The 16,930-nt window shown below is 62.1% G+C and carries 16 protein-coding genes; 11 read left to right on the top strand and 5 right to left on the bottom strand.

Annotated elements, in window-relative coordinates; genetic code table 11:
- Positions 1-138 precede the first annotated feature (138 nt).
- The 3 genes from FGK63_RS15070 (at position 139) to FGK63_RS15060 (ending at position 1,963) form a co-directional block, all read left to right on the top strand.
- Complete coding sequence (locus FGK63_RS15070) at positions 139-567, top strand: DUF2852 domain-containing protein (protein ID WP_138843705.1); 429 nt, start codon at positions 139-141, stop codon at positions 565-567.
- Positions 568-630: 63 nt separating this feature from the next.
- Entirely contained in the window at positions 631-1,068 is a 438-nt protein-coding gene (locus tag FGK63_RS15065) for an RDD family protein (RefSeq protein WP_138843703.1), read from the top strand.
- A gap of 70 nt (positions 1,069-1,138) precedes the next feature.
- A complete protein-coding gene (locus FGK63_RS15060; RefSeq protein WP_138843701.1) occupies positions 1,139-1,963 on the top strand; it encodes an arginyltransferase in 825 nt (274 codons plus the stop codon).
- 101 nt (positions 1,964-2,064) lie between these two features.
- Here the strand turns inward: FGK63_RS15060 and FGK63_RS15055 are convergent, their stop codons facing one another.
- The 3 genes from FGK63_RS15055 to FGK63_RS15045 all read right to left on the bottom strand — a co-directional run bounded on the left by FGK63_RS15055 (position 2,065) and on the right by FGK63_RS15045 (position 6,567).
- Positions 2,065-4,419, bottom strand: coding sequence for a TRAP transporter large permease (locus tag FGK63_RS15055; protein ID WP_138843699.1), 2,355 nt, complete (start codon positions 4,417-4,419; stop codon positions 2,065-2,067).
- 18 nt (positions 4,420-4,437) lie between these two features.
- Positions 4,438-5,364: a TRAP transporter small permease subunit gene (locus tag FGK63_RS15050; RefSeq protein WP_138843697.1), complete on the bottom strand. Its 927-nt coding sequence runs from the start codon at positions 5,362-5,364 to the stop codon at positions 4,438-4,440.
- Between the two features lie 120 nt (positions 5,365-5,484).
- Positions 5,485-6,567 carry a TRAP transporter substrate-binding protein gene (locus FGK63_RS15045; RefSeq protein WP_138843695.1) on the bottom strand — a complete coding sequence of 361 codons (1,083 nt, stop codon included), beginning with the start codon at positions 6,565-6,567 and terminating at the stop codon, positions 5,485-5,487.
- Positions 6,568-6,818: 251 nt separating this feature from the next.
- On the opposite strand from FGK63_RS15045, the gene FGK63_RS15040 reads away from it, so the two are divergent.
- From FGK63_RS15040 to FGK63_RS15030, 3 genes are all read left to right on the top strand, one after another.
- Positions 6,819-8,252 carry a cache domain-containing protein gene (locus FGK63_RS15040; protein WP_138843693.1) on the top strand — a complete coding sequence of 478 codons (1,434 nt, stop codon included), beginning with the start codon at positions 6,819-6,821 and terminating at the stop codon, positions 8,250-8,252.
- Positions 8,249-8,896 (top strand): response regulator transcription factor, encoded by a 648-nt coding sequence (locus FGK63_RS15035; protein WP_138843691.1) that lies wholly within the window; start codon positions 8,249-8,251, stop codon positions 8,894-8,896. Before FGK63_RS15040 ends, FGK63_RS15035 begins: the two co-directional genes overlap by 4 nt.
- Before the next feature lie 83 nt (positions 8,897-8,979).
- On the top strand, positions 8,980-9,897 hold the full coding sequence (locus FGK63_RS15030) for a calcium/sodium antiporter (protein ID WP_138843689.1): 918 nt from the start codon (positions 8,980-8,982) through the stop codon (positions 9,895-9,897).
- Between the two features lie 6 nt (positions 9,898-9,903).
- Here the strand turns inward: FGK63_RS15030 and FGK63_RS15025 are convergent, their stop codons facing one another.
- The gene (locus FGK63_RS15025; protein ID WP_138843687.1) at positions 9,904-10,758 is read right to left on the bottom strand and encodes a HalD/BesD family halogenase; all 855 of its coding nucleotides are present in this window, start codon (positions 10,756-10,758) and stop codon (positions 9,904-9,906) included.
- 387 nt (positions 10,759-11,145) lie between these two features.
- Here FGK63_RS15025 and FGK63_RS15020 point away from each other — a divergent pair, with 387 nt between their 5' ends.
- From FGK63_RS15020 to FGK63_RS15000, 5 genes are all read left to right on the top strand, one after another.
- Positions 11,146-12,897, top strand: coding sequence for an acetolactate synthase 3 large subunit (locus FGK63_RS15020; protein ID WP_138843685.1), 1,752 nt, complete (start codon positions 11,146-11,148; stop codon positions 12,895-12,897).
- Between the two features lie 66 nt (positions 12,898-12,963).
- The gene (ilvN, locus tag FGK63_RS15015; RefSeq protein ID WP_138843683.1) at positions 12,964-13,524 is read left to right on the top strand and encodes an acetolactate synthase small subunit; all 561 of its coding nucleotides are present in this window, start codon (positions 12,964-12,966) and stop codon (positions 13,522-13,524) included.
- 312 nt (positions 13,525-13,836) lie between these two features.
- A complete protein-coding gene (locus FGK63_RS15010) occupies positions 13,837-14,610 on the top strand; it encodes a helix-turn-helix domain-containing protein (RefSeq protein WP_138843681.1) in 774 nt (257 codons plus the stop codon).
- A gap of 95 nt (positions 14,611-14,705) precedes the next feature.
- Entirely contained in the window at positions 14,706-15,863 is a 1,158-nt protein-coding gene (locus tag FGK63_RS15005) for an aromatic ring-hydroxylating oxygenase subunit alpha (RefSeq protein ID WP_138843680.1), read from the top strand.
- Positions 15,860-16,081: a hypothetical protein gene (locus FGK63_RS15000; protein WP_138843678.1), complete on the top strand. Its 222-nt coding sequence runs from the start codon at positions 15,860-15,862 to the stop codon at positions 16,079-16,081. The genes FGK63_RS15005 and FGK63_RS15000 overlap by 4 nt, the downstream gene beginning before the upstream one ends.
- Before the next feature lie 33 nt (positions 16,082-16,114).
- Here the strand turns inward: FGK63_RS15000 and FGK63_RS14995 are convergent, their stop codons facing one another.
- Positions 16,115-16,918, bottom strand: coding sequence for a DUF2189 domain-containing protein (locus tag FGK63_RS14995; RefSeq protein ID WP_138843675.1), 804 nt, complete (start codon positions 16,916-16,918; stop codon positions 16,115-16,117).
- Positions 16,919-16,930: the final 12 nt, after the last annotated feature.

The raw sequence follows: 16,930 nt of genomic DNA, 5'->3' as shown, positions 1-16,930 counted from the left end.
CCTCTGATACGGACACGCCGCAACCAGGGCGAAAACGGGCTCCAATGTAAATCTTTTTCACATTACCCCTTGCATCCGCGTCTTCACTCCCCATCTTGAGAAATGTGAAAGGGATTTACATCAACCTGGAGAGCCCCAATGACCACATTGTCCGAACCCGCCGCTCCGTCCCATTCGGGATGGTTTCACCGAGCTGAGGCTTGGCTTGACAGCAAGGGCAAAGGCGCTTGGATCGCCGTAATGGTCCTCGGCTTTGTCTTTTTCTGGCCCATTGGCCTGGCCCTTCTTGCCTATTTGATCTGGAGCAAACGCATGTTCGGAAAATCCTGCAGCCGCCGCAAGACCTGGCACAGCCACATGAGCGCGATGACCCCCACCGGCAACAGCGCCTTTGACGCCTACAAGGCCGACACGCTGGCCCGGCTCGAACGCGAGCAGCACGATTTCGAAGCGTTTCTCGAGCGTCTGCGCGAGGCCAAGGATAAGGCCGAGTTCGACCAGTTCATGGAAGAACGCGCCCGCGCCAACCGCGAAGAGGCGCAAGACAAGGAAAACGGCGACGCTTGATCGCCCACACCCTGCACTTTATCGGTGCAGGGTCTCGCTTCAACTCTGCACGGATAACCCGGAATGTCACACCTTCCCGACCCCGACCGCCAGCCCGAATTCTATCAGTCGGTGGCGGTAAAGCGCTTTTTCGCTTGGCTTTTCGACACAATCGTCATCCTGCTTCTCAGCCTCGTCGTGGTCCTGCTGACTGCGTTCGTCGGCGCCTTCATCTGGCCGATCCTGTACCTGACAGTGGGTTTCGTCTACCGCGTGGTCACCATCGCCAACGGTTCGGCGACCTGGGGAATGCGCTTTGTTGGGATCGAACTGCGCGACGCCTACGGCGCCAGGCTGGATACGGGCCTCGCCCTTGCGCACACGACGGGTTACACGGTCAGCATGGCCATCCCGGTGATCCAGGTAATCTCGGTCATCATGATGCTAACGAGCGCGCGTTGCCAGGGATTGACCGACGCCTTCCTTGGAACCGTCGCCATGAACCGGCGCGCGGTGGCCTGAACGGCATTTTGAACTCTTGGCGGGTCCCGGATCGGTTGTTATCATTCCTTCCGGAAAAGACGGGATCCGCATGCGCCACACGCTACCGATAGCGCCACAATTTTATGTGACGGCTCCTCAGCCGTGTCCTTATCTTGCGGACCGGCTGGAGCGCAAACTGTTCACGGCGCTGCAGGGCGAAGGTGCCGAGCGTTTGAACAATTCCCTGTCGCAGCAAGGGTTTCGCCGGTCGCAGAATGTGCTCTACCGGCCCTCTTGCACCGATTGCTCGGCCTGCCTTTCGGCCCGGATCGACGTCGCGGCCTTCCGGCCGAGCAAGAGCCAGAAGCGCACCGTGAAACGCAACGCGCATCTCGAACGCCGCGCCACGTCGCCCTGGGCCTCGGACGATCAGTACGAACTCTTCCGCAGGTATCTGGACGAACGTCATGCCGATGGCGGAATGGCGGACATGGACGTCTTCGAATTCGCCGCCATGATCGAGGAAACGCCGATCCGCAGCCGCGTCGTCGAGTATTCCGACGACCGGACGGGCGGCCTGACCGCGGTCAGCCTCACTGACGTGCTCGAAGACGGCCTGAGTATGGTCTATTCCTTCTACGACCCTCACCAGCCGCAGAATTCGCTGGGCACCTACATGATCCTTGATCATATCGAGATCGCCCGCGAAGCCGGTCTTCCATATGTCTATCTGGGCTATTGGGTGCCGGGCAGTTCCAAAATGGGCTACAAGGCCAAGTTTTCGGGGCTGGAGATCTATTTCAAAGGACGCTGGCAGAAGGTGAAGGATCCGAGGAAGTACGACAGGATCACGCATCACCCACTGTCCACGGATCCGATCGCAGAGCAGGTCGCAAACATCCAGCTTCCCGATCGCCACCCGACCCGCGGCTGAACGATCACGCGGTTGCACCTGCCTGGGCATTCCACGGCCTGAAGAACAAGAAAAGGGGGCGCTTCCGCCCCCTTTCAAGTTTCGACATCACGTCCACCCGATCAGTTCGGGATGAGATCCGGCACGATCGTCACGATCGACGGGAAGAACCACAGGATCCCGATTCCGACCACCTGGATGATCACGAAGGGAATGATGCCCCGGTAGATGTGGCCGGTCGTGACTTCCTTTGGCGCCACGCCGCGCAGATAGAACAGCGCGAATCCGAAGGGCGGCGTCAGGAACGAGGTTTGCAGGTTCACCGCGACCATGATCGTCACCCATTTCGGGTCGAACGAGCCGCCATAGATCACCGGCCCGACGATCGGAATCACGATGTAGATGATCTCGAGGAAGTCGAGCACGAAGCCCAGCACGAACAGCACCAGCATGACGATCAGGAAGACCTTGAACTCGTTGTCAAAGCTCTTGAGGAATTCCTGGATGTAGTGCTCGCCGCCGAAAGAGATCACCACCAGGTTCAGCAACTGCGAGCCGATCAGGATGGTGAACACCATCGACGTGACCTTGGCCGTCTCGCGCACGACCGGGGTCAGCACGCCGCTGGCGAACAACACCCAGCAGCCGAACAGCAGCCCGAACAGCGCATAGATATATGCGGCATAGGCCATCACGAAGGCGACCCAAGTTTCGGCCGTCACGCCGCCCTGGTTGATGCGCAGGTCAAAGTTCACGCCGATCAGCAAGCAGATGATGATGGCGAAGGTCGACCAGATGATGACTTTGCCCGATCGCCCCTGATCCTGCAGCTTGCGATAGGCCGCCAGCATGATGGCCCCGCCCGCACCCAGCGCCGCGGCGGGCGTCGGGTTAGTGATGCCACCCAGGATCGAGCCCAGCACGGCGATGATCAGAACCAGCGGTGGGAACACCACCCGGATCAGGTCATTGGTCGCACATCGTGCCGCGGCCGCCCTGCACCCATAGAAGGCCAGCGCCATCGGCAGCGCCATGATCGCGAAGGTCACGCCGGAGGATGTAGTCGGCGCGATCAGCAGGATGTCAGCCAGCACCACCAGAAGCAGACCGATCGCCCCGACGATCAGCGGCTGCGGCGACTGCGACGGGGCGATGCCCCGGCCGAACACCAGCGTCAGGCCCAGCAGAACCACGATCACCGCGATACCGGTGCCGATCGGAGCGGCGGAGGCAATCTTGGCTTCGCGCGCGGCGGCCAGTTCTTCCTCGCTGAGCCTCTGCGACTGGGTGACACCGCCGGCGGCGTCGATCTGTTCCTGTTCAGTCACGGCCTTGTCCCAGGCCTCCTGACCGTGCAGTTCGATCATCGATGCCTTGCACTCGGCCGAGACGTTCGTGCGCAGCGAAGCGCCCTCGGAAATCTCCGAGAACCCCGAGACGGTGATGTTCTGGCTGCCGACGAGTCCGACGCTGCTCATCAGCAGCACGCCGACGATCAGGCCAAGCGGCGCGGCCAGCAGCCAGGTCAGACCTTCGGCGCGGGTGATCGGCTCACCCGTGCCGCCCGCAATGGCCACCGCGGGCGCCTTTGACGGGTTGAGCAGTGCGTAACCGAAAGCATAGAGAGCGTAGAGGATGGCCAGCATGATCCCCGGCAGCAGCGCCGCCTGGAACAGGGTGCCGACCGAAACCACCGCCGGTTCGCCCAGATAGGTCAGCGCGTCGGTACAGCCGGCGGCAACCGCCCGCGTTTCCTGCGCCGTCGAATACAGATCGCCCGCAAGCGTGCCGAGCAGAACGATCACGATCGAGGGCGGGATGATCTGCCCCAGCGTGCCCGACGCGGCGATCACGCCGGTCGCCAGTTCCGGCGAATAATTGTTGCGCAGCATGGTCGGCAGGGCCAGCAGGCCCATGGTCACCACCGTCGCGCCCACGATGCCGGTGGAGGCGGCCAGGAAGGCCCCGACAACCACGATGGACACGGCCAGACCGCCGGGCAGCGGTCCAAAGACGCGCGCCATTGTGGTCAGAAGGTCGTTGGCGATCTTCGAGCGTTCCAGCGTGATGCCCATCAGGACGAACATCAGTACCGCCAGCAGCGTTTCGATCGACTGGCCTGCCAGCACGCGCTCGTTCATGCGGTTGACGATGAAAGACACGTTGCGGTCCAGCGCGGTTTCCCAGCCGCCGGTGAAGACCTGTTCGGCCACCCTTGGAAGATCCGGGTATCGGAAGACCGAAATCGTGTCCGGTTTGACGCCGGAACTCACCAGATCGCGGTACATCTGCGAGCCGGTGTCGATTGCCTGGTGGATCAGCAGTCCGGCGCTGTCGAGCGCCGCGATGATCGCGAACGAGATGATGCCGGCGCCGCCGATGGCGAAAGCCACCGGGAAGCCGCTCAGGATGCCTCCGAAAAGGCAGAAGAATACGATAATGAGGCCGATTTCGACGCCATCAAGACCGAATAGCATGGATTTTAGTCCCCGTACTTAATGAGCGCCTTCATAGGCTTCTTCACCCTCGCCAAGGCTGTCCTTGTCGAGGTATTTGCCTGCGCTTGCGGGCCCTTCCACGAACTCGAGATACGAGCGGTAGAAAAAGGCGATGGCGTGCAGGAAGACCATGGCGGCAAAGGCCACCAGCAGGATCTTAAAAAGGAAGTAGGCGTTGAAGCCGTTGGGGCTGAAGCCGATGGTCTCGACATTCCAGCGCAGCGCCATGGACTTTCTCAACAGCCCGTCCAGTGTGTCGCTGGCCGAGGGGTTCGGCACGATCAGGTGCCGCCAGAGGAAGAACCAGCCGTACAGCCAGGTCAGCACCGCCATGGGCATCATGAAGAAAAGCGAGCCGAACATGTCGACCACCCGCTTGCCGCGGTGGCTGAGACCGGCGTAGATCAGGTCGACGCGCACGTGACCGCCCTGAACGAATGTGTAGGTGGCGCATAGGCAAACGACCAGGGCGTTGTACAGCTTCAGTTCTTCGGCGTACCAGCTGATGTCCATCTGGAACGGGATGCCGAGGCCGAACGCCATGTCGGGCCGCGCGAAGACACGCTGCATGAAGACGATGACGATCTGCTGGATGACCATCAGAAGGCCCGCCCAGGCAAAGAAGCGCCCTGTCGTGTTGGCGAAGCCCTCGAGGCCGCGCACCATTCCCCACATGAAATTCCGGTAGAACAAGCCGATCGCCGTCAGCACCAGGAATATCGTGAAGACCACGAAGAAGAACTCCACCGATCCGCCATAGTAGACGAAACGCATGATCGCTTCGTTGTCCGACCAGTTCAGCCAGAGCTGCGGGTGCGTGATGGCGTATCCGAAGTTGTAGAAGGCCTCGGCGATGTTCTGAACCAGCCACAGCAGGCCGTTCCAGATCGCGCCGAAGAAGGAGATACCGTTATCGTCCTGCATGTTGTCCCCAGGTCACGTCGGTTGCAAGGCTGTCATATCGGACCCCACCAGCCCATGCCTTTGCAACAGGAAAGTTCCCCCGCGCGACGCGGGGGAACCAAAGCTCAGGTGTGTCTGCAATCAGCCCAGGACGCGGTCGCGCTGTGCGGTGTAGACACCCGACGACAGGTTCAACCATGCCGACGAGGATTTCATCGACGCCATGGCGCTGTCGTGGATCTTCTTGAACAGTTCGTCGCCCATGTTTTCGTCCAGAACTTCCTGGCTGGCCTTGCCGAAGGCATCCCAGACGCTGTCCGGGAATTCCATGACCTTGACACCGCCGGCCTGCAGACGCTGCAGGGCAGCACCGTTGTTGGCCAGGAACTGGGCCAGGTTCCACTGGTGGCATTCGGCCGCCGCGATCTCGATCACCTTTTGCTGTGCAGGCGTCAGGCTTTCGAACACTTCGCGGTTGGTGGCAACCGACAGACCGGCACCCGGCTCGTGGAAGCCCGCGGTGTAATAGGTCTTGGTGATTTCCTGGAAGCCAGCCTTTTCGTCCGCCCAGGGACCGATCCACTCGGTGCCGTCGATGGCGCCGGACGACAGGGCCTGGTACACTTCCGAACCCGGGATGTTCTGGACCGACGCGCCCAGCTTGCCGAGCGCCTTGCCGCCCAGACCCGGCATACGGAACTTGAGGCCGTTGAAGTCTTCGGGGCTGTTGATCTCTTTCGAGAACCAGCCGCCGGCCTGCGCGCCGGTGTTGCCGGCCAGGAAGGATTTCAGGCCGAAGATCTGGCCAAGCTCGTCATGCAGCTCCATGCCGCCGTCGTGATAGTACCAGTTGACCAGCTCCTGCGCGGTCATGCCGAACGGCACCGCGGTGAAGAACGCATAACCCGGGTGCTGACCGACGAAATAGTAGTCGGCGCCGTGGTACATGTCGGCCTGACCCGAGGTCACGGCATCGAACACCTCGAACGCGCCCACAAGCTCGCCTGCGGCCTTGAGGTCGACGGTCACTTGGCCATCGGTCATCGCGGTGATGTTGTCGGCAACACGCTGCGCCGAGTCATGCACGCCAGCCAGACCGCGACCCCAGGTGGTCACCATGGTCAGGGTGCGGTTGCCCTGCGCATAAGCCGGAGCGGCCAGAGCAGTAGCAGCAGCAGCCGAGCCGCCGAGTGCCGAGTTTTTGAGAAATGAACGACGATCCATGTGAGTGATCCTCCCCTATTGAAATTGTGCCCGAGTCAGTCAACTCGGGCGGATCGTTTTCGGTGGGCACAGCCTAGCGAAACCGAAGATCATGTGAATACCTAGTACTACGTAGTCTGATCGATTTTTTAGGGGGTCGGGGCGTGAAATTCACTCCGCTGCCGAGTTCACCGCCCTTCCTTTCATCCGTCACGGCCTGGAACCGGCCATTCTCTTTGCTTTTCACCCATCTCTTGCGTAACGATTTTGACATGCAGATCATCCGAGACCGGCTCAGACTGAGTTACGCGCAGAAATTGTCGCTGATCGCAGCGATCCCTCTGGTCGTGGCGGTTGCGGCCATCGCCGCCCTGGTGGCCCACGAAGCGCGCGCGACTGCCGAGCGGGAAATCGAGGCGCTCGAAGAACGGCTGATCGAAGCCAAGAAGGACGAATTGCGCAACTACGTGACGCAGGCGCGCAACGGATTTGCGCATATCTACGGCCTCGCCTCTCCGAACGACCAGGAAGCCAAAGAGCGCGTGGCGCAAATTCTGGCGGCGATGATCTATGGCAAGGACGGGTTCTTTTTCGTCTACGACTACGACGGCACCAACCTTGTCAGCCCGCGTCAGACGGAATTCATCAACCGGAACTGGGAGGGGCTGACCGACAGCAGCGGCACCCCGGTCGTCGATGAATTCATCCGTCTGGCGCGGCAGGGCGCGGGCTGGCACAGTTTCATGTGGCAGAAACCCTCGACCGGAGAAGAGGCGATGATGATCGCCTATGTCGTGGGCCTGCAGGACTGGCAATGGGCCGTAGGCACGGGCGTTTTCATCGACGACATCCTGGCGACCGTCGCAATGGCCCGGGCCGAGGTCGAGGCGCGGGTGCAGCGCACGTTCTTCTATATCGGCGCCATCGTTCTGGCCGCCCTGCTGATCGTTTTCGTCTCGGGCATGCTGCTCAACATCCGCGAGCGGCGGCTGGCGGACGCCAAGCTCAAGGAACTGACGCAGCGCGTGTTCGACGCGCAGGAGGAAGAGCGGGGGCGCGTCGCGCGAGAGCTTCACGACGGGATCAGCCAGATCCTCGTCGGAGTGCGTTATGCGCTCGACAACACCCGACGGCGGCTTGAGCGCGGCGATGACGAAGGCGCGCGGGCGCCGCTGGACAAGGGCATCGAAAACCTCGGGACGGCGATTACCGAAGTGCGGCGCATCAGCCGCGACCTGCGCCCGGGCGTGCTGGACGATCTGGGCCTCGGTCCCGCCCTCAAATCGCTGACGGACGACTTCCGCGAACGCACAGGTATCGAGACGGAATTCTCGACCGTGGTGTTCCGCAACCGGCTGGATCAGGACAGCAAGATCGCCCTCTACCGCATCGCGCAGGAGGCGCTGACGAATATCGAGCGCCATTCCGGGGCTACGCACGTGTCCATCGACCTGCGCGGCCACAAGCGCGGCGCCACCATGCGCATCGCCGATAACGGGCGCGGCCTGCGCTCGCGCTCGGGCGAATTCAGCGCCGGGATCGGGCTGAGGAACATGCAGGAACGGATCGAGCAGCTTGACGGCACGTTGCGAATTCTGTCATCACGCGGCGCGCAAAGCGGCACGGTGATCGAAGCCAGCCTGCCGCTCAGTCATCTGTTGTCGCCTCAGGAAGAGCCGACACGCAAGAGAAAGGCCGGCACATGAGTTCCGACCCTGTCCGCGTTTTGATCGTCGACGATCACCCGATGGTGGCCGAAGGCATCCAGTCGATCCTCGAAAGCTACGACGATGTCGAGGTGGTCGGAACGCTCTGCAGCGGTCAGGACGCGGTGGACAAGGTAGGGACGCTGCGGCCGGATGTCGTTCTCATGGACCTCAACATGCCGGGGCTGGGCGGCCTGAGCGCAACCGAAATCATTCTCGAGCGCCGGCCCGGGACGCGCATCCTGATCCTGTCGATGCACGACAGCCCGGAATACATCTCGACCGCCCTCAGCCACGGGGCCAAGGGATACGTTCTGAAGGACGTGCCGACTGACGAGATCAAGCAGGCGATCGACGCGGTGATGCGCGGCGAGAGGTATCTCTGCACCGGGGCCAGCGGTTCGCTGGAACCCAAGCAGGGCGAGGCGCGCGAAGCCCTGACCGGGCGGGAACAGACGATCCTGCTGCAACTGGCGCAGGGAAAATCGAACAAGGAAGTGGCAATCGCGCTGGATATTTCGGTCCGGACCGTGGAAACTCACCGCAAGAACATCAAGCGAAAACTGGGCATTTCCTCGACCGCCGGCCTGACCCGCTACGCCATGGAGCATGGGATGCTGCAGGGTACCGGAGTGGGGTTCTGACCGGCGCGAAAATTCTGTGGCCCGGCCACTTGAACCCGCGCTGCGGCACCCGATTTATAGCACGCTTCTTCTAAGGCGTACTCATGACAATCCTGCTGTTCCTGATCGGCCTCGCGGCGCTTTTCGTCGGCGGCGATCTTCTTCTGCGCGGCGCCGTTTCGACCGCGCGTTCCCTGCGTGTTTCCGACCTGGTCATAGGCATGACCGTCATCGGCTTCGGCACCTCTCTGCCTGAATTGCTGGTATCTGTACAGGCGGCCTGGACCGGGGCTCCGGGCATCGCGCTTGGCAACGTGATCGGGTCGAACATTGCCAACATCCTGCTGATCCTTGGCGCTGCCGCCCTGCTTTTCCCCGTGGCGGCGCAATTCGTCAATATCAGGCGGGACCTGCTGATGATGCTTGCCGCGACGGTCGCCTTGTGGCTGCTGATCGCGGACGGACGGCTGGGCCGGGCCGAAGGCACTGTGCTGGTGATCGGCCTCGCCGCATTCCTGTGGTTCAGCCTTCGACAATCCGATCCGCTGCCCGCTTCGGCGCCTGCCGACCCCGCTAGGTTCAAGTTCCAGAGCGCGGCGCAGCTTGGCGTCGGCCTGGCTCTGCTCATCATCGGCGCCCGCCTTCTGGTGGACAGCGCCACGACGCTTGCGCGGGATGCCGGGATCTCCGAAGCGGTGGTAGGGTTGACCATCGTCGCGATCGGTACCTCGCTGCCCGAGCTTGCGACCTCGCTGATGGCGGCCTGGCGGCGCAACGCATCGGTCGCTTTGGGCAACGTGATCGGATCGAACCTGTTCAACATTCTCGGGATCATGGGCCTGACCGCCGTGATCGCGCCCGTGACGGCGCAGGCGCGTTTCGCGACGCTGGACATGCCCATCGCCCTGGCGACGGCTGGCATACTTGTGCTTCTCTTGTGGCGGTCCCAAGGCATCGGCCGCGTGGGCGGGGCGATGCTGTTTGGTGGCTACCTCTTCTATCTGATCGCTATCGGCGCCTGAGCTGCCTCAGTCCATCAACTTATCGGCGCGCAGCCCTTCCCTTTCGTGGTGGCGGGGCAGCACCCGGCCATAGAGTTGCCGTGTGCGTTCGACCCCGCCGCACATGCCTTCGGTCTCGACGAAAGAGAAGATGCCGACGTAGCGGTTGCGGCCGCCCGACACCGGCGCCACGCGGTGCAGCGCGTAGCGCCCTTTGAAGATCTGCAGGTCGCCCGGCTGCAGCTCCAGCCGGCGGATCTGGCTGGTACTGCCGTCAAGAACCGAGGCCACCCCCTCGAAATTCTCGTCCGACGCGGTACGCAGGTTCGGCACGTATTCGAACTCCCCGCCGCTTTCGCCATTCTGGATCGCCAACGTCACAGTGTAGTTGTTGGTGTCGAAATGCCAGGGAAAGCCCTGCCCTTCCTCCACCACGTTGACGATCACGTCCGCCAGCGGATCGTCATAGCGAAAGAACCTGTCCTCGGGTTCGTTCAGCGCGTCGCGGATGAAAGGCATGAAATCGGGATGCTCGTAGATCCGCCGCAGCGGCCCTGATTGCGGGAAGTTGTCCGCCGGCACGAAGGCGTTCGAGCGCTCGTAGAATTGCCGGACCGGATGCGAGGGGTCGAGCGCTGGGTCATCCTTGCTGAAATATGGATTGGTCCGGTTGAACGAGCGATGCGCCTTGGGCGCGACGGCAACCGCCTCGGCTGCCAGCAACTCGATGCCGTTCGAATGCACGAAACCCGGAAGGACCGCGCAGCCATCCGCCTCGAGTTCGCGCCTGAGATCACCGATCAGGCAACGGTAGGCTGACGAATCCGGCCGGTCCAAAGGGTAGCGGCCCAAATCCACGAGATCGACCAGCGTCATGAGCATGTTCCCTGTCCTGCTGACTTTCGCCAAATGTGCCAGCGCGACTCATCCGGTTCAGGCCAGTTTCGGACATGTGACTGACGGATTCTGGCATTTTGACCAAAGGTCGCTTGCGGGTAATTCCCGACATGCGGCAATCCGCGCAACATAATGTCGCAAAAACGCCGATCTGCGACACGGATTGCTCCGATTGCCTGTTGACGCTCCCGGCCCCCGCCCATAATGTCCGGCCAAGCAAGAAGGAGCCGGTGGCGATGACCACTCTAGTCGTAATCGTGGGATCCAAGCGCATGGGCCGGTAACGGTAGACCATAATCGAACCCATGCGCCTCCGACAAACTCGGGGGCTTTTTTTATGCTGATACGGATGACGCCAATGGAGCAAAGCAGATGACAAGTGAGATGACCGGCGCAAAGATGGTGGTCCAGGCCCTCAAGGATCAGGGCGTGGACACGGTATTCGGGTATCCCGGTGGCGCCGTGCTGCCGATCTATGACGAGATCTTTCTGCAGAACGACATCCGTCACATCCTCGTCCGCCACGAACAGGGCGCGGTCCACGCCGCCGAAGGCTATGCCCGGTCGACCGGCAAACCCGGCGTCGTTCTGGTGACCTCGGGCCCCGGAGCGACCAACGCGGTGACCGGGCTGACCGACGCGCTGATGGATTCGATCCCGATCGTCGTGCTGACCGGCCAGGTTCCCACCTTCATGATCGGCTCGGACGCCTTCCAGGAGGCCGACACAGTCGGCATCACCCGCCCCTGCACCAAGCACAACTGGCTGGTGAAGGACACCGACAAGCTTGCCGCCACCATCCACGAGGCGTTCCATGTCGCCACCGCCGGCCGACCCGGACCGGTTCTGATCGACATCCCAAAGGACGTTCAGTTCGCAACCGGCAGCTACACCGGGCCGAAACCTTCGAACTCGCACTACCAGCCGGTGTTGAAGGGTGACCAGGAAGAGATCCTTGAACTGGTCGCCGCTATGGAAACCGCCAAGAAACCGGTGTTCTACACGGGCGGCGGCGTCATCAACTCGGGCAAGGCCGCAAGCCAGCTGTTGCGCGAACTGGTGGACGCGACTGGGTTTCCGGTCACTTCCACGCTGATGGGTCTGGGTGCCTACCCCGCCTCGGGCGCGAACTGGCTGGGGATGCTGGGTATGCACGGTCTCTACGAGGCCAACATGGCCATGCATGACTGCGATCTGCTGATCAACGTCGGCGCCCGTTTCGACGACCGGATCACCGGCCGCATCGACGCGTTCAGCCCGCACTCCAAGAAGGCGCATATCGACATCGACCCTTCGTCGATCAACAAGGTCATCCGGGCCGACATTCCGATCGTCGGTGACGTCGCGCATGTTCTCGAGGACATTCTGAAGATCTGGAAATCGCGGGGGCGCAAGACCGACGCGGCAGCCGTCAAACAGTGGCAGGCCCAGATTTCCGAATGGCGCAAGGTCAATTGCCTCGCCTACTCCAACAGCGAGAAAACCATCAAGCCGCAATACGCGCTCGAGCGGCTGGAGGCCCTGACCAAGGGCCACGACCGCTATGTCTGCACCGAGGTTGGCCAGCATCAGATGTGGGCCGCGCAGTTCCTGGGCTTCGAGGATCCGCACCGCTGGATGACCTCGGGGGGCCTGGGCACCATGGGCTACGGCTTCCCGGCCTCGATCGGGGTGCAGATGGCGCATCCCGATGCGCTCGTGATCAACGTGGCGGGCGAGGCGTCGTGGCTGATGAACATGCAGGAGATGGGCACCGCCGTTCAGTATCGCCTGCCGGTCAAGCAGTTCATCCTGAACAACGAACGCCTCGGCATGGTGCGCCAGTGGCAGGAGTTGCTGCACGGCGAGCGGTATTCGCATTCCTGGTCCGAGGCTTTGCCTGACTTCGTGAAGCTGGCCGAAGCCTTCGGCGCAAAAGGCATCATGGTCAGGGATCCCGGTGATCTGGACGACGCGATCATGGAGATGATCGAATATGACGGGCCGGTGATCTTCGACTGCGTGGTGGAAAAGCACGAGAACTGCTTCCCCATGATCCCGTCGGGCAAGGCCCACAACGAGATGCTGCTGGGCGAGGCCGAAACACAAGGCGTCATCCAGGCCGGCGGCGCGGTGCTGGTTTAACCCCGGATCATGACATAATTTTACCGGGGAACAGCCCCCGGTCCCGACTTCAGGAAAGGGACGTAAATGTCTGCCCTACATATCAAGAAAGGCTCCACCAGCCACTCCGCCTACAACCTGCGCCCGACCTTTTCCGACATGCAGGAACGGCATACGATCGCGGTTCTGGTCGAGAACGAGCCCGGCGTTCTGGCCCGGGTCATCGGCCTGTTCTCGGGCCGCGGCTACAACATCGAAAGCCTCACGGTGGCCGAGGTGGATCATACTGGCCATCTCAGCCGCATCACTATCGTCACCACCGGAACGCCGCAGGTGATCGCGCAGATCAAGGCGCAGCTGGGCCGGATCGTGTCGGTGCGCGACGTGCACGACCTGACCGTCGAAGGATCGTCGGTGGAACGGGAACTGGCGATGCTCAAGGTCGTGGGCGAAGGCGACAAGCGGGTCGAGGCGCTGCGGCTGGCCGATATCTTCCGCGCCAACGTCGTCGACAGCACGCTGAACTCGTTCATCTTCGAAATCACCGGCGCACCGGAAAAGATCGACGCCTTCGCCGATCTGATGCGCCCCCTGGGACTGGCAGAGATTGCCCGGACCGGCGTGGCGGCCCTTCTGCGCGGCGATTGATCTTGAACTCAGGCCCGGCGCCCCTGCGCGGCGGGCCGCTCTGCATCTGAATTCGCCGCGCATTTCGCGCGGTCCGGAGCCGTCCGATCGGGACAACGCAGTCCCCAGGAATTGGCAACACAACGCAAAACACCATTTTGAACAAACATAACGCTGTTTTGTTATTGCTTTTGCACATTTATCCGTTACCTTTTTTCGGCAACCTGACGTCAACCGACGCGAAATGGTGAAACGAGTGTGATTGTCGACGGGCCATTGGCGGCGCAGCCGGAGTGGTTCCGTTTCAAACCAGAACTGAATTCCGGGACATCCATGAACGGCCCCATACGCAGCCCGGCGGAGTTGCGTCGCATGTTCGGCGCGAACCTGAGGCACCTTGCCAGTCGCCATCCGACCGTGATCGGATTGACGAAGGAACTGGGTATCAACCGCACCCAGTTCAATCGGTACCTGTCCGGCGAAAGCTTTCCCCGCCCCGATGTTCTGGACCGGATCTGCCGCTTTTTCGACGTGGATGCCCGGATCCTGCTGGAGCCCGTGGAAAGCATCTCCGTCCAAGGCGGCCTGCTGACCGGAGACATCCTGAGGGATTTCCTCGGCGCCGGAACAGCTGGTCTTGGCGAAAACGAATTCCCCAGCGGCTATTTCCGTTTTCTGCGTCGGTGCTTTCCGGACACGGAACGATATTCGGAAGAGCTGTGGTTCGTTTTCCGGGACGGCCCTTACACCTTCATTCGCGGCTACCATCCCCGCAAACTCTGGCCCGGCGCAAGCGCGGCGTTGCGAGAGTATCGCGGTTACGTCTCCCGCATGGGCGACGGTTTGTGTCTTGTCGCCTCGCAACGATCGGCCGCGTCGGTCTTGATGTTTCGGGTCGGGCCTGCGCCCGCCTCCATCGCCTCGTGCTGGAGCGGCCACGTCCTGTGCAGCGCGAACGGGGATCCTTCGATGCGGGTCGTTCTTGAGCATCTGGGCCACGATCTGGGCGCAGCCCTGCAGGTGGCCCGCCGCGCCGGGACCGCCGAGGTGGACGCGCTTTCCGACCCCTACCGGCACCTCTTGCGGCTTGAGGCGACGGCCGGCTAGACCGAAATGTCGCTGGCGGGAAAACCGAAGTCGCAGAGATCGCAGCGGCTTCGGCCGGAATATGTCCTCTATCCCGCAAGTGGAGGAGGATGCATATGGCCCACACCCTGACCGATCTTTCTGCCGTCCGGCAACCGATCGAACGCGCCCATGGCCTGCCAAATGGGCATTACACCGACCCGGCCATCCATGCCGAGGAAACCCGCGCGCTGCTGATTGACGGCTGGTCCGGGCTTGCGGTGACTGCCGATGTCCCGGAACCGGGCGACGCCGTGCCGATGGAATTCCTGGGCATTCCGCTGCTTCTGATCCGCGACCGTGAAGGCCAGATCAGGGTGTTTCAGAACATCTGCCGCCACCGCGGCATGATCCTGGTAGAGGAACCGCGCAAAATCGAAGGCGCGATCCGCTGCCCCTATCACAGCTGGTGCTACTCCACCCAAGGCAGGCTGGTCTCGACCCCGCATGTCGGCGGTCCCGGCCAGAACACGCATGAAGGCATCAAGCGCGACGAACTGGGCCTGATCGAAGTGCGCAGCCATATCTGGCGCGAGGTCGTCTGGATCAACGTTTCCGGCAAGGCGCCCGCGTTCGAGGATGCGAATGCCAAACTGATCGAACGCTGGGCTGAATTCGACAAGCCGCTGTTTCACGGCGGTCCGGAAAGCGCATTCCGGCTTGACGTGAACTGCAACTGGAAGCTGGCGGTCGAGAACTACTGCGAAAGCTACCACCTGCCTTGGGTGCATCCCGGCCTCAACAGCTATTCCCGGCTGGAAGATCACTATCATATCGAGGAAAAGGGCCTGTTCTCGGGCCAGGGAACGCTGGTCTATCGCCAGCTGACCGGCGAGAACGGCGAGATGTTTCCGGATTTCGACGGGTTGAGCGACAAGTGGAACACGGCGGCGGAATACATCGCGGTCTTTCCCAACGTTCTTCTGGGTGTCCATCGCGACCACGCTTTCGCGATCATCCTGGTGCCCGAGGCGCAAAACCGGACCTCGGAACACATCCATCTGTTCTACGCCACGCCGGATACCGATGCGCATCTGCGCAACCGCAACGCGGAGCTTTGGCAGGCCGTGTTCGAAGAGGATGTCTTCGTGGTCGAAGGGATGCAGCGCGGGCGCGCAGCGCCGGATTTCGACGGCGGCCGCTTTTCGCCGGCCATGGACGGGCCGACGCATCTGTTCCACGACTGGGTCGCAGGCCGGTTGCAGGCGCACCGCACCGATCTGGCGGCGGAATGAGTGACCTCAACACCCGGCTTCTGGCCGCGCACGAAGCCGGGGACCGTGCCGCGTTGGTCGAACTCTACGAAGAGGCGGCCAATGCCGCGGCGGACGAAACCGCCTGCGGGTTCTACCTGACCCATGCCTATGTCTTTGCGCTCGAGGCGGGTCTGCCGCAAGCCGCGGCGCTCCGGGCGCGGCTCGTCGCCATGGGGCGCGAAGCCGCGCAGGACTGACCCACATATCCTTGGTGCGCGCGGCCCGCAGGTTCAGGCGGTTGCGGCGCCGCCGCTTTCCAGCCCCGGTTCATCCTCGACCGCGATCTGCCGGTAAAGGTGCCAACTTGCGTGGCCAAGCCACGGCAGCACCACGAGCAGCCCCAGAAACCACGGCAAGAGCGCCAGGAAGGTAACGATGGCGATGAACGCGGCCCAGGCCAGCATCACCTTGGCGTTGTTCACCACGTAAGCGTAGCTCGAGATCATCGCGGTGACGAAATCGAGTTCCCGGTCCAGCAGCATCGGGATCGACAGGACGGTGATCATGTAGAGCAACAGCGCGAAAACCGCGCCAACCGCCGTACCGAATGCCAGCATTGTCAGGCCGTTGAGGGTCAGAAACACCTCGTAGGAAGACGAGATGTTCGTCATCGTCGCCAGGCCCAGGAACAGGGCAAAGATCATGTGCCCCAGGAAAAACCAGAACAGAAAGACCACAACGATGATCGCGCAGATCGAAGGCAATTGCCGGCGGCTTTGATGGAGGACGACGCCGAAGATCTCGCCATAGTCCAGCGGCTCTCCGATGCCCAAACGGTGCGACACCTCGTAAAGGCCCACGGCAGCGAAGGGGCCGATCAGAGGAAAGCCGATGGTGGCAAGCACCAGCCAGAACGTGGTTCCGGTCTGCATCGTGACCCAGGCCATCGCCCATCCCGCCAGAACGTAGAACCCGGCGAAGATCAGGCCAAAGACCGGCGCCTTCATGAAATCGCGCCACCCACGGCGAAGCGCCTCGCGCAGCATGTCGAAACTGGCGGTTTTCAACCGCGGGACGCCAAAAGGTTTCTCCATCTTCTCCCTCCC

The sequence above is a fragment of the Ruegeria sediminis genome, assembly GCF_005938215.1.
In the GTDB taxonomy this organism is placed as follows: Bacteria; Pseudomonadota; Alphaproteobacteria; order Rhodobacterales; family Rhodobacteraceae; genus Ruegeria; species Ruegeria sediminis.
The sequence above is the reverse complement of the archived record's forward strand: the minus strand, read 5'-3'. Positions and strand labels throughout refer to the sequence as shown.